10 protein-coding genes are annotated in these 12,399 nt (G+C 62.6%); all 10 read left to right on the top strand.

Annotated features, from left to right (window positions below; translation table 11 throughout):
* The first annotated feature begins 77 nt into the window (after positions 1-77).
* The 10 genes from BM026_RS09670 to pgaA all read left to right on the top strand — a co-directional run bounded on the left by BM026_RS09670 (position 78) and on the right by pgaA (position 12,399).
* A complete protein-coding gene (locus BM026_RS09670) occupies positions 78-1,682 on the top strand; it encodes a glycosyltransferase family 39 protein (protein ID WP_093513609.1) in 1,605 nt (534 codons plus the stop codon).
* Positions 1,683-1,715: 33 nt separating this feature from the next.
* Entirely contained in the window at positions 1,716-1,970 is a 255-nt protein-coding gene (locus BM026_RS09675; protein WP_058425812.1) for a DUF2789 domain-containing protein, read from the top strand.
* Positions 1,971-2,243: 273 nt separating this feature from the next.
* Positions 2,244-2,654 (top strand): MarR family winged helix-turn-helix transcriptional regulator, encoded by a 411-nt coding sequence (locus tag BM026_RS09680; protein WP_058425810.1) that lies wholly within the window; start codon positions 2,244-2,246, stop codon positions 2,652-2,654.
* On the top strand, positions 2,651-4,729 hold the full coding sequence (locus tag BM026_RS09685) for an FUSC family protein (protein ID WP_092248756.1): 2,079 nt from the start codon (positions 2,651-2,653) through the stop codon (positions 4,727-4,729). The genes BM026_RS09680 and BM026_RS09685 overlap by 4 nt, the downstream gene beginning before the upstream one ends.
* Positions 4,726-4,935, top strand: coding sequence for a DUF1656 domain-containing protein (locus tag BM026_RS09690; protein ID WP_010214247.1), 210 nt, complete (start codon positions 4,726-4,728; stop codon positions 4,933-4,935). The genes BM026_RS09685 and BM026_RS09690 overlap by 4 nt, the downstream gene beginning before the upstream one ends.
* Positions 4,932-5,822, top strand: a complete 891-nt coding sequence (locus BM026_RS09695) for an efflux RND transporter periplasmic adaptor subunit (RefSeq protein WP_092248753.1) — start codon at positions 4,932-4,934, stop codon at positions 5,820-5,822. Before BM026_RS09690 ends, BM026_RS09695 begins: the two co-directional genes overlap by 4 nt.
* Positions 5,819-7,261 carry an efflux transporter outer membrane subunit gene (locus tag BM026_RS09700; RefSeq protein ID WP_093528307.1) on the top strand — a complete coding sequence of 481 codons (1,443 nt, stop codon included), beginning with the start codon at positions 5,819-5,821 and terminating at the stop codon, positions 7,259-7,261. The genes BM026_RS09695 and BM026_RS09700 overlap by 4 nt, the downstream gene beginning before the upstream one ends.
* 81 nt (positions 7,262-7,342) lie before the next feature.
* The gene (locus tag BM026_RS09705; RefSeq protein ID WP_092248747.1) at positions 7,343-7,975 is read left to right on the top strand and encodes an NADH:ubiquinone oxidoreductase subunit N; all 633 of its coding nucleotides are present in this window, start codon (positions 7,343-7,345) and stop codon (positions 7,973-7,975) included.
* A 146-nt stretch (positions 7,976-8,121) separates the two neighbouring features.
* A complete protein-coding gene (locus BM026_RS09710) occupies positions 8,122-9,618 on the top strand; it encodes a YdgA family protein (RefSeq protein ID WP_093121873.1) in 1,497 nt (498 codons plus the stop codon).
* Positions 9,619-9,918: 300 nt separating this feature from the next.
* Complete coding sequence (pgaA, locus tag BM026_RS09715) at positions 9,919-12,399, top strand: poly-beta-1,6 N-acetyl-D-glucosamine export porin PgaA (protein ID WP_092248744.1); 2,481 nt, start codon at positions 9,919-9,921, stop codon at positions 12,397-12,399.

A 12,399-nucleotide genomic window follows, 5' to 3' on the forward strand; every position in this document is an offset into this window, starting at 1 on the left:
GTCCGATTCCAGCGGCGGATCCTGGGCTTTTGTCCTAGAGTGGCGGTGTTTGCGCTTGGGCAATCAGGGGAATTGAGGTGCGTCGGTCTGTGGTAGAGCAAAACGAAAAGGTCGGGACGTTACCGGCACTCAATCGCCTCACGTGGGAAGGTGCCGGCTGGATCAGCGGTCTCTGGTGGTTGCCGATCCTGGCGCTGGCCATGGCCCTGCGGTTTTACCACCTGACGGCGTCGGCGATCTGGGGTGACGAGGGTTCGAGCCTGCTGCTCAGCGAATACGCCGTGGGCGACCTGTGGTTCCACGCCGCACACGACGTGCACCCGCCGCTGTATTTTTTCCTGCTGCGCGGCTGGATCGAGCTGTTCGGCGACAGCATCTGGTCGATTCGCGGCATGAGCGCCATTCCCGGTGTGGTCGCCGTGGGCCTGGGCGTCTGGCTGACCCGGCAACTCTCCACCCGCCGGGCGGCGGTGCTGGCGGGGATCCTGCTGGCGCTGTTGCCGACGGCGGTGCGCTACAGCCAGGAAGTGCGCATGTATTCGCTGCTCGGCGTGTGGCTGCTGGGCGCCACGCTGGCGCTGGTGTACTGGGTGCGCCAGCCCGAGCGCACGCGTTATCTGGCGGCGTATGTGGTGTTGATGAGTGCCGGTTTCTACACCCACTACTTCACCGCGCTCTGTGTGCTGGTGCACTGGGCTTACCTGGGTGTGTTGTGTGGCACGGCGCCGCGAGGCCAGCGCCTGATCACGCGTCCGGCCTGGTGGGCGGCCAACGCTGCGATTGTGCTGTTGTACCTGCCGTGGCTGCCGAACCTGCTGGACCTGGTGCAGCATGTCGAACAGCTCAAGGTGGGGGGCGACATCGGTTGGGAAGATCCCGTCAGCCTGTTCTCCCTGCCGTCGATGATCTGGCAGTTCGTGCTGCAGGATGAAGGCGTCGGCTTCTGGGCGCCGCTGTTCTGGCTGTTTCCGCTGCTGCTGGTGGCGGTGGTTGTCATTACCGCCTGGCGCGATCGCGAACGCCACCGACCGGCCAGCCTGTTGTTGCTTTTTTTCCTGTTGCCACTGCTGCTGGTCTACGGCGTGTCGTTTATTTCCCCGGTGTTTATCGAACGTTACCTGACGGTGTACGCCCTGGGCTTGCCGATCCTGCTGGCGATGGCCATTGATCGTCTGCCGTCGCGGTTTGCACTGCTGGGCGCGGCATTGTTTGTGCTATTCGTCGGCGTCGAGCTGGTGGGATTGAAGAACAATTTCACCGTGGATGAGCACGACCAGTTCAATGTGCCGGTGGAGTTCGTCAACCGCAATTACCAGGAAGACGACCGCATCGTCCTCAGCGACATGTTGTGGTACCTGAGCTATGTGTATTACGACCAGACCGATGCCCAATTGCAGCTCTACACCCCACCTAAGCCGGATGGCGCCTCAACCCGGCCGAATGCCTATGGTTTCGGCACCCTGGTGGACCAGGACGGCGGACGCATCTACCTCGACCGCCTGTCGGCACTGCCCGCCGAAACCCGCCGTGTGTGGCTGATCAGCAGCAATGAAGCGCCGGACGAATTCGCCCCGCTGCCCGAAGGCTGGCGCGAACTCAGTCGCCAGGATGGCGGAGGCGCCAGGGCGCGCTTGTTCGTGTTGTGCAATGTCCCGTCGGCGCAACCCGAGGGCTGCCGCTAGACTGGGTAAATGCTTTTCTATCAGGAGCCCGTCATGCAATCGCCCGTACATAGCTTGCCATCACTGTTCAAACAGCTCGGGCTGCCCGATGACCCGGTGAGTATCGAGAAATTCGTGGCGGTGCATTCACCGCTCAAACCGGAGCTGAACCTGGCGGATGCGTTTTTCTGGACGGACAGCCAGAAGGCGTTTTTGCGCGAGGAGATTCTGGAGGATGCGGATTGGGCAGAAGTGGTGGATGAGTTGAATCTGATGTTGCGGGGTGGGCGAGGGGTGCAAAAAACTTAGCAGAAAGGGCAAAAGTTGAAAAAATCTGGTGAAGGTTAAAAAAATCTGAGGTTTTTCCGCGTTAGTGAACTTTTTCTGACGCACGGGCCATGGGGTTGATGGCGGGAATTCAGCACCGGCCCCCAAGACCCGCTTTACTTACCGCTACCACCCACCACCCATCCGCAAAATTGTTTCAAAACTTGACGCATCTGGCTTCACCTATCATATTGATAGTTAGCAAACTAACTGTATGCGAACTATCCAGTGCCTCAATCCCTCGAACAACTCCAGATGAACCTCAGCAGCAGCATGGTGGTGGGCGCCCGTAACTGGCGCAAAATCTGCCAGACCACGCTGGTGAGCTATGGCATCTCCGAAGCCTGCGCCGTGCCGTTGTTGATGATCGGTCGCCTGGGCGACGGTGTGCACCAGGTCAAAGTGGCTCAGGCCTCGGGGATGGAAAGCCCGTCGCTGGTGCGCTTGCTCGACCGGCTGTGCACCGACGGTTACGTGTGCCGTACCGAAGACATCCACGACCGTCGCGCCAAGTCCCTCAGCCTCACCGAGCGTGGCCGCGAGTTGGTACAGGCAGTGGAAGTGCAGTTGGTACGCCTGCGCAAGGAAGTGCTGGCCGACATGACCCAAGGTGATATGGAGGCCGCGCTGCGTGTGCTGCGTGCCTTCGAGGCGGCGTCGCTTTGAACGGATTTTTTACCGGTTTCCCGCCCGCTCGTGATTGGTTCTACGGGGTGCGTACCTTCGCGGCCTCGATGATTGCCTTGTACATCGCCATGCTTATGCAAATGCCACGTCCGTACTGGGCGATGGCCACGGTGTATATCGTTTCCAGCCCGTTTGTCGGCCCGACCAGTTCCAAGGCGCTGTACCGTGCCATCGGCACTTTCATGGGCGCGGCGGCGGCCGTGCTGTTCGTGCCGATGTTCGTGCAGTCGCCCTACATGCTGGTGGTGGTGATTGCCCTGTGGACGGGCACTTTGCTGTTCCTGTCGATGCATTTGCGCACGGCGAACAACTACGCGCTGATGCTCGCCGGCTACACCTTGCCGTTGATCGCCTTGCCGGTGGTGGATAACCCGCTGGCGGTGTGGGATGTAGCTGAAGCGCGTACCGAAGAAATCTTCCTCGGTATCGCCGTAGCGGCGGTGGTGGGTGCGATGTTCTGGCCGCGCCGGCTGATGCCGGTGTTCGATGGCTCGGTGGCCAAGTGGTTTGCCGATGCCCAGGTCTACAGCCAACGCTTTATCACGCGCAATGTGGCGCCTGAAGAAATCAGCACCTTGCGCGGCGGCATGGTCGCCACCTTCAATACCCTCGAATTGATGATCGGCCAGCTGCCTCACGAAGGCGCACGGCCGCAGACGGTGCGCAATACCAAGGAGCTGCGCGGGCGCATGATTCACCTGCTGCCGGTGGTGGACGCCCTCGACGACGCGCTCTATGCCATCGAACATCGCGCGCCCGAGTTCCTCGATAAAATCACGCCGCTGCTGGAAGCGACCAGCCAGTGGCTGGAGGACACCCAAGAAGCGGCGCCAATGGAACGCTGGCGCGTCCTGCGTGATCAGGTCGACGCCCTGCAGCCCAGCGGCGAAGCGCTCGACGATCGTCACACGCTGCTGTTCTCCAATGCGCTGTATCGTCTGGCCGAGTGGATCGACCTGTGGCAGGACTGCCGCAGCCTGCAAGCCGCCATCCAGTGCGAAAGCCAGGACACCTGGCGCGCCGTCTACCGCCACTGGCGCCTGGGCCGGCTCACGCCGTTCCTCGACCGTGGGCTGATGTTCTACTCGGCGTTTTCCACCGTCACCGCGATCATTGTCGCGTCGGTATTGTGGATCCTGCTCGGCTGGACCGACGGCGGCAGCGCGGTGATCCTGGCCGCCGTCGCCTGCAGCTTTTTTGCCTCGATGGACGACCCGGCGCCGCAGATCTACCGGTTCTTTTTCTGGACCGCCATGTCGGTGTTGTTCGCCAGTCTCTATCTGTTCCTGGTGCTGCCCAATCTGCACGACTTTCCGATGCTGGTGCTGGCCTTCGCGGTGCCGTTCATCTGCATCGGCACGCTCACCGTACAGCCGCGTTTCTACCTGGGCATGTTGCTGACGCTGGTGAACACCTCGTCGTTCATCAGCATCCAGGGTGCTTACGACGCCGACTTCCTCAACTTCGCCAACGTCAACCTGGCCGGGCCGGTGGGCCTGCTGTTCGCCTTTGTGTGGACGCTGATCGCGCGGCCTTTCGGCGCCGAGCTGGCGGCCAAGCGCCTGACCCGTTTCAGCTGGCGCGACATCGTCAGCCTCACCGAACCTGCGACCCTGGCCGAACACCGCCACATGGCCGTGCAGATGCTCGACCGCTTGATGCAACACCTGCCGCGCCTGGCCCTGATCAACCAGGACACCGGCACCGCTCTGCGCGATTTGCGCGTGGCGTTGAACCTGCTCGATTTGCTGGCCTACTCGCCGCGCATCCTCGGCGTGCCACGGGTGTTGCTCAACCAAGTGGTGGAAGGTGTGGGCGGTTACTTCAAGGCGTGTCTCAAGGCCGGTGAACGCTTGCCCGCGCCCAGCGGTCTGCTGATGACCCTGGACCGCACGCGCCGCGCCCTCAACGGCCAGGGCCTGCAAGACGAAGACGACACCCGCCTGCACTTGCTGCACGCGCTGGCCGGTTTGCGCCTGGCGTTGCTGCCGGGTGTGGAGTTCATTGGCGGCACTGAGATGCAAGCGCCGCTGCCTGATGGAGCGCCTTTATGATCGGTGATCTGGATATCAGCGGGGTGTTCCTGCCCACGCTGCTGGTGCTGATGGGCATTACGTATGTGTTGTTCCTGGTGGTGCACGGGTTGTTGACCCGCCTCCACTTCTATCGCCTGGTCTGGCACCGGGCATTGTTCAATGTGGGGCTGTACGCGCTGTTGCTGGGCGCGGTGGACTCACTCAGTCGATACCTGATGACATGAAAAAACCTTTTTTGACCATCGGCCGTGTAGTCCTCACGTTGTTGATCGTGACGTTCGCGGTCGTCGTGGTGTGGCGCATGGTCATGTACTACATGTTTGCCCCCTGGACCCGTGACGGCCACATCCGTGCCGACATCGTGCAGATCGCCCCGGACGTGTCCGGGCTGATCCAGCGCGTGGACGTGCACGACAACCAGTTGGTGACCAAAGGCCAGGTGCTCTTCGCCGTCGACCAGGACCGCTTCAAGCTGGCCTTGCGCCAAGCCCAGGCCGCCGTGGCCGACCGCCAGGAAACCCTGGCCCAGGCCCAGCGCGAGTACAAGCGCAACCGAGGCCTGGGCAACCTGGTGCCCAGCGAGCAACTGGAAGAAAGCCAATCCCGCGTGGCCCGTGCCCAGTCGGCCCTGGCCGAAGCCCAGGTGACGGTGGATTCCGCGCAACTGAACCTCGACCGCTCGGTGATCCGCAGCCCCGTGGACGGCTACGTCAACGACCGTGCGCCGCGTACCCAGGAGTTCGTCACCGCCGGGCGCCCGGTGCTGTCGGTGGTGGACAGCAATTCGTTCCATATCGACGGCTATTTCGAAGAAACCAAGCTAGACGGTATCCATGTCGGCATGGGCGTGGACATCCGGGTGATCGGCGACAACGCCCGCCTGCATGGCCACGTGCAAAGCATCGTCGCCGGTATCGAAGACCGCGACCGCAGCAGTGGCTCCAACCTGCTGCCCAACGTCAATCCGGCGTTCAGCTGGGTGCGCCTGGCCCAGCGGATTCCGGTGCGTATCGCCTTTGACGATGTGCCGGCGGACTTCCGCATGATCGCCGGGCGCACGGCCACCGTCTCGATCATCGACGACAAGGTTAAAGACGGAGACAAGCCATGAAGCAGCTGCTGGCCACCGCTACGCTGGGGTTGCTGCTGTCGGCCTGCCAAGTGGTGGGGCCGGATTACACGCTGCCGGAAAAGTCCGCCATCAACCGGGGCGACCTGCAAGGGCAGATTGCCGGCGAGGGTGGCAACGTCGTCTCGGCCCCGGTGCCGGCCGACTGGTGGAAGCTGTACAAGGACCCGCGCCTGGATGAGCTGGTGCGCCAGGCCATGGCCTCCAACACCGACTTGCGGGTGGCCGCCGCCAACCTGCAGCGCGCGCGGTTCCAGACCCAGGAAGCTGAGTCCGCAGGCGGCTGGAGCGCGGGCGCAAAGGCCGAGGCCCAGCGTCTGCAGGAATCCGGTGAAGCGTTTTTGCTGACGGAAAAAGTCCCGGTGGCCAACATCGGCAGCGTGGGGATCACCACCTCGTACCAGTTCGATTTGTTCGGCGCCTTGCAGCGCGGTATCGAAAGCGCCCAGGCCAACGCGGATGCGGCTCAGGCCGCTGCCGACATCGCCCGCATCACCCTGGTGGCGGATGTCGTGCGTTCCTACACCCAGGTGTGCGCAGCCAATGAAGAGCTGGCCATCGCCAACGAGTCCCTCGACCTGCAAGCCCAGAGCACCCAGCTGACCCAACGCCTGCGCGACGCCGGGCGGGGCGATGAAACCCAGGTCACCCGTTCGCAGACCCAATACAAATCCCTGCGCGCCGACATGCCGCGCTACGAAGCAGCGCGCCAGGCCGGACTGTTCCGCCTGTCGATGCTGCTGGCCAAGCCGGTGGATCAATTGCCGGCCGGCACCGGCACTTGCGCCGAGCTGCCGCATATCGCGCAATTGCTGCCGGTGGGTGATGGCGCTGCGCTGCTCAAGCGCCGTCCCGACGTGCGCCAGGCCGAACGCCAACTGGCCGCCGCCACGGCGCGTATCGGTGTGGCCACCGCTGCGCTCTACCCTGACATCAGCATTGGCGCCACCGTGGGTACCGTCGGCATACTGGACGACTTGGGCACGGCGCCCACCAACCGCTGGGGCTTCGGCCCGATGATCAGCTGGACGGTGCCGACCAACGGCGCCCGCGCACGCATCCACGAAGCCGAAGCCGCCACCCAGGGCGCCCTGGCCCACTTCGACGGCGTGGTGCTCAATGCCATCCGCGAAACCCAGACCGGCCTGGCGCAATACACCGCGCAACTGCAACGCCGTGATGCCCTGAATGAGGCCGGCGAGTCGGCGAAGGAAGCGGCGGGCCAGACCCATCGCTTCTTCCAGGCCGGTCGCGCGTCGTTCCTGGCCGACCTGCAAGCCACCCGCACCTATACCGATGTGCGCGCCCAGCTGGCGGCGGCCAACACCCAGGTTGCCATGAGCCAGATCGATCTGTTCCTGGCCCTGGGCGGCGGCTGGGAAAGCGGACGAACGCAAGCGTCACAGCCCGGCAAACCCTGAGCTAAAAGCTATGCTTGGTCAGGTGGGGCGCCGTGACGCTCCACCTGACACTGCTCGCGTTTGCTCATGGGGATTCCAATAATGAAAAACCCTTATGCTCCCGCTTTCTGGTGCGTGCTCTTCGCACTGGTGCTGTTATCGGCTGCTTATTTCTACGGCGTCATGCTGGCTCACCAACTCGACAAGGCCATGGTGTTTCTCGACAGCGCTTGCCTGGTGATCGGCACCCTGTCCATCGGTGTGGTGGCCTGGGCCTCCTACCAAAATCAGCGGGTGAAGCGAAAGCTCCTCGAACAGGGCAAGACCCGTGTCGCGATCTGGGACACCAAGGTCGCGCTGCGCCGGGTCGAGACGGTGTTCGACCGCTATTTCTGGGGCAGCTATTGGCAGCCGGGGCGTACCTTCCAGGAAGTCATGGGCGACCTTACCGGCACCCCCCTGGAAAAAAGCCTCGAAGTCCTGAAAAAACAGTGCGTGGCGCTCGATAAACAAGTTGCCGAAGGTAGGCACTGGCTGAATAACGCGCGGGAATTGTCCGACGTAGCCACGCAAATGGCCCGCGAGCGCTACCAGTTGGACTTCTGCGACCCCAAGGCCGATACCCCGGGCAACGCCGTGATACACCGCGAGTTTGAGGTGCTGGTGTACACCTGGACGGCGCGGTTGAAGAGTTTCGACCACCAGTTGGATGAAATTGAGTTGGAGTACTCCTGAACTACTGCTGAACTGATCCCTCTGAAAAGCTGGGCCGTTCGCGGCCCCCAGTGCTAATCTTCCCCCGTTTTCGGCGGGCTTGAGCCAATCCCCTTGGGGTTCAAGGAAGACAGCCCACTTCTCACAGGATTTGATCAGGTCACTTCATGAATAAGCCAGCAGTCGTTCTTTTGGGTTTTGTTGTCGCCGTGGGCGTCGTCAGTGCAGGCGGTGCCTGGTACACCGGCAAGCAGTTGGAGCCGGTGCTGCAAACGGCCGTGCAGGACGCCAACAAGGAACTGCAACGCTCCATGGCCGGCGTCGACGGCACCGTTTCCCTGGAGCTGGTGTCCCTGGACCGTGGCCTGTTCAGCAGTACCGCGCACTATCGTCTCAAGGGCCAGGGCTCGGTCTTCGGCGAACAGAACCCGAACCCCGAGCTGCTGATTGTCGACCATATCGAACACGGCCCGCTGCCGTTCTCGCGCCTGGTGTCGTTGAAATGGCTGCCGGTCATGGCCACCAGTCACTATGCACTGGAAAAGAACGCCACCACCGAGAAGTGGTTCGCTGCCGCCAAAGATGTATCGCCGCTCAAAGGCGTGGCCAATATCGGCTACAGCCGTTCGGTGAACGGCAATCTCGAACTGTTGCCCCTGGCGTTCAAGGACGAAACGTCCTCTGTGGACTTCTCCGGCCTCAACCTGGATTTCGACAGCACTGCCGAAGGCAAGAAGGTCAAGGTGGATGGCTACGTGAACAGCCTCAAACTGGCCGTTGTCGACGCCAATGGCGCGCCATTCGACGCTGAGTTCGCCGGCCTGACCGTGGCCAGCAACCTGGAAAAATCCACCTTCGGCTTCTACACCGGGCAGAACACCATCGAGCTGAGCGACACCAAAGTCACCTTCGGCCCGCAGAAAGCCGTGCTGACCCTCAAGGGCTTCGAGCAGAAAGACTCCAGCGAAGTCAAAGACAACAACATGGCCGGCCGCGTCGATTACAAGATCGACGAGATCGGCTACCAGGGCAAACCGGTCGGCTCTGCCGCCATGGCCCTGAGCGTGAAGAACATCGATGTGCCTTCGGGCTTGGTGCTGACCAAGCTGTACCAGGACAAGATGCAGCCGGTGCAAGCCGCTGCCGCTGCCGGACAACCGGTGCCGGAGTTGCAACTGACCGAAGCCGAGCAGGCCCTGGCCGAAGCCAACGTCAACCAGTTGCTGGCTGCCAAGCCGCACCTGGCGCTGGAAAACCTGTCGCTGAAAACCACCCACGGCGAGAGCAAATTCAACCTGGTGCTGGACTTGGCCAAACCGACCTCCATGGAGCTGCCGCCGGTTGAACTGGGCAAGCAGATGGTCTCGCTGCTGGACGCCAACCTGACGCTGTCCAAGCCGATGATCGCCGACGTGGCGGCCCTGCAAGCGCAGGTCGGCGGTGTGACCGATCCTAAAGCCATCGAGCAGCAATCCCAGATGGCCAGCGAAATGGTCAGCGGCATGGCCGTGGGTACGCAGCTGGCAACCCTGGTGGGCAGCGATGTGGTGTCCAAGCTGCACTACGCCAACAATGAAGTGACCTTCAATGGCCAGAAAATGACCGTCGAGCAATTCATCAGCTTCGTGATGTCCAAGGTCGGTGCGGTTGGCGGCGCGCAGTAAAAATTTCGTCATCGCCCTGAAATAAAAAATGGGGGAGCGGGGTTAGCTGCGATAAAGGTCAAACCGTCGACACCTATGTCGACTGGCAACCCTCTATCGCAGCTAACCCTGCTCCCCCATTCGTATTTCAGATTTGCAGTGCAATTCTGAACAATTGTTATGACTTGTCCTTTTCCATCCACGCGTCGGGGATAGTTCCTACAGGAAAGCTAGGTCGGGTCACGAGACGCCGACACCCTGATGCAAACCGCTCAGGACCACCTATCGTTACAGCTTTCCGTGTGTAAGGAAGCTCACGATATGCTGCGAACACTCCCACTCAGTGCCTCAGGCCGGTTGCGGCTGCTCATCGGGGTAACCTTGTGCAGCCAGTTGCTGATGCCCACTTTCGCCATGGCCGACCCGGCCTATGACGCCCTGATCATCCAGGCGCGCAACGGCAACTTCACCCCCGCCCTGACTCAATTGCGCCAATTGCCAGCCGAGCGCCAGACGCCAGGCCAGATCAGCGACCACCTGGTGATCGCCGGTTGGGCCGGCCAGGATGCCGAGGTGCTGAAGGTTTACGAGGCCCAGGGGCAGAATCGCAACCTGACCGCCCAGGCGCTGGCCACGGTTGCGCGCACGTATCGTAACCAGAAGCAGTGGGCGCAGGCCGAAGCGGTCTATCGCAAGGCGCTGCTGCGTGAGCCGAATAACATTGACCTGCAATTGGGCCTGGCCCTCACCGAGGCTGACGGTGGCAAAGCCAACGCAGCGGTGCAACGCACACGCGCACTGGTGGCTGCCAAGCCCGACGATCCCAACCGCCGGATGGCGCTGGGCTACGCGCTGACCCGTGCAGGCTTGCAGTACGACGCGCTGTTTGAATTCGACCAGGCCTTTATTCGCGCCGGCGACAAGCCTGAGGTCGCCCGCGAATACGTGGTCGCCCTGCAAAAGGCCCGTCTGCCGCAGCCGGCGTTGCGTCTCTCGGCCCAGCGTCCGGGGCTTGTCGACCCGGTGACCCAGCGTCGCCTCGAAGGTGACCTGGCCGCCGAGCGTGTGCGCATCGCCGAGTTCGCAACGCGTACCGAGAAAGAACGCTATGTCATCGCCGACCGTGCGCTGCAGGACTACGACAGGCTCCTTGCTCGCTGGACCCCTGACGCCACCGCCCATGACGACGTGGTGATCTGGCGCATCGACCGCCTGGGCGCGCTCAAGGCACGGGCGCGTACCGCGGAGGTGATCCGCGAATACGAGACCCTCCAGGCCGAAGGTGTGCGCTTGCCCACCTACGCCAAGCGTTGGGTGGCCGCGTCCTACCTCGATCAGCGTCTGCCGGAAAAGGCCGCGCCGTTGTACCGCGAGGCGCTGGATGCTCCCGATGCGGACGTGGGCGACCGTGTAGAAGACACCACCGCGCTGTTCTACGCCTTGCTCGAAAACGACCAGGTGGATGAAGCGCGTGCGGTCGCCAAGCACTTGGCCGACACCCAGAAACCCCGGGTTGAACTGAAGGGGCTGCCGATCGGCAACCCGAACGATGAGTGGATGGACGCCCAACAATTGTCCGCACAGGCCGGCACCTATGGCGCCGACCTGCCGTCCAGCGAAAAGGCCCTGGAGGAGTTGGTGGGCAAGGCCCCTGGCAGCATCGGCCTGCGTCTGGCGCAAGCGGAAATGTACCGCGCCCGCGACTGGCCTAGACGCGCTGAAAGCTCGCTCAAGGAAACCGAAGCGCAGAGCCCGCGCGACATCGGCCTGGAAATGTCGCAGGGCTTCACCGCGCTGGACCTGCAGGAATGGCGTCAACTCGACATCCTCACCGACGACGTGGTCGCCCGCAACCCGGACAACCGCCAGGTGCAGCGCCTGCAACGCCTGCGCGAAGTGCATGACATGGCCGAGCTGCGGGTCGAGGCCTACACCGGGAAAAGCTTCGGCGGCGGTAACAACGGCGATGCCGGTGCCGTCTCGGGCAGCCGTGACTGGGGCATTGAAAGCCGCCTCTACACGCCACCCATCGACGAAGACTGGCGCCTGTTCGCCGGTGCCGGCTATGCCCGCGCCACGTTCGAAGAGGGCACCGGGCAGCATCGTTGGCAAGTGGTTGGCGTAGAGCGGCGCACACGCGACATGACCATTGAGGCCGAGGTCTCCAACCATTCCTACGGCGATGGCTCAAAACAAGGCGCCGCCGTGTCGATTGCCCGCGACATCAACGACAACTGGCAATACGGCGGCAGCCTGGGTTACCTGCTGTCCACCACGCCACTGCGCGCATTGAATGACGGGATCACGGCCAACGGCGGCAGCGGTTTCATCCGCTGGCGCGCCAACGAAAGCCGTGAATGGAAACTGACCCTCAGCCCTTCCCATTTCAGCGACGGCAACGACCGCTTCGAAGCCTTGCTCAGTGGCCGCGAAGGCCTCTACAGCTCGCCGAAAGTACAGGTGGACCTGGGCCTGGAAGTCGGCGCCAGCCGCAACAGCAAGGAAGACACGATCTACTTCAACCCGAAGTCGGACTTCACCGTGTTGCCCGTCCTCAACATCAACCACGTGCTCTATCACCGCTACGAGACCCAGTGGAGTCAGCAGTTCCAGGTCGGTGCGGGTACCTACAGCCAGCGGGACTATTCCACCGGTGGCATCGGTCTGGTGGGCTACGGCCAACGCTTTCGCTGGAACGATGTACTGGAAGCCGGCGCCAACCTGAGCCTGGTCAGCCGACCATACGACGGTGATCGCGAACGCGATCTGCGTCTGCTCGTCGACCTCACTTACCGTTTCTAG

It is taken from the genome of Pseudomonas sp. NFPP24, from assembly GCF_900112095.1.
GTDB lineage: Bacteria > Pseudomonadota > Gammaproteobacteria > Pseudomonadales > Pseudomonadaceae > Aquipseudomonas > Aquipseudomonas extremorientalis.

Excerpts from the sequence above, each read along its gene's own strand:
- BM026_RS09695 (WP_092248753.1), top strand. The coding sequence starts at position 4,932 with ATGAAAAAACCTTTTTTGACCATCGGCCGTGTAGTCCTCACGTTGTTG.
- pgaA (WP_092248744.1), top strand. The coding sequence starts at position 9,919 with ATGCTGCGAACACTCCCACTCAGTGCCTCAGGCCGGTTGCGGCTGCTC.
- BM026_RS09675 (WP_058425812.1), top strand. The coding sequence starts at position 1,716 with ATGCAATCGCCCGTACATAGCTTGCCATCACTGTTCAAACAGCTCGGG.
- BM026_RS09680 (WP_058425810.1), top strand. The coding sequence starts at position 2,244 with ATGAACCTCAGCAGCAGCATGGTGGTGGGCGCCCGTAACTGGCGCAAA.
- BM026_RS09700 (WP_093528307.1), top strand. The coding sequence starts at position 5,819 with ATGAAGCAGCTGCTGGCCACCGCTACGCTGGGGTTGCTGCTGTCGGCC.
- BM026_RS09690 (WP_010214247.1), top strand. The coding sequence starts at position 4,726 with ATGATCGGTGATCTGGATATCAGCGGGGTGTTCCTGCCCACGCTGCTG.
- BM026_RS09710 (WP_093121873.1), top strand. The coding sequence starts at position 8,122 with ATGAATAAGCCAGCAGTCGTTCTTTTGGGTTTTGTTGTCGCCGTGGGC.
- BM026_RS09705 (WP_092248747.1), top strand. The coding sequence starts at position 7,343 with ATGAAAAACCCTTATGCTCCCGCTTTCTGGTGCGTGCTCTTCGCACTG.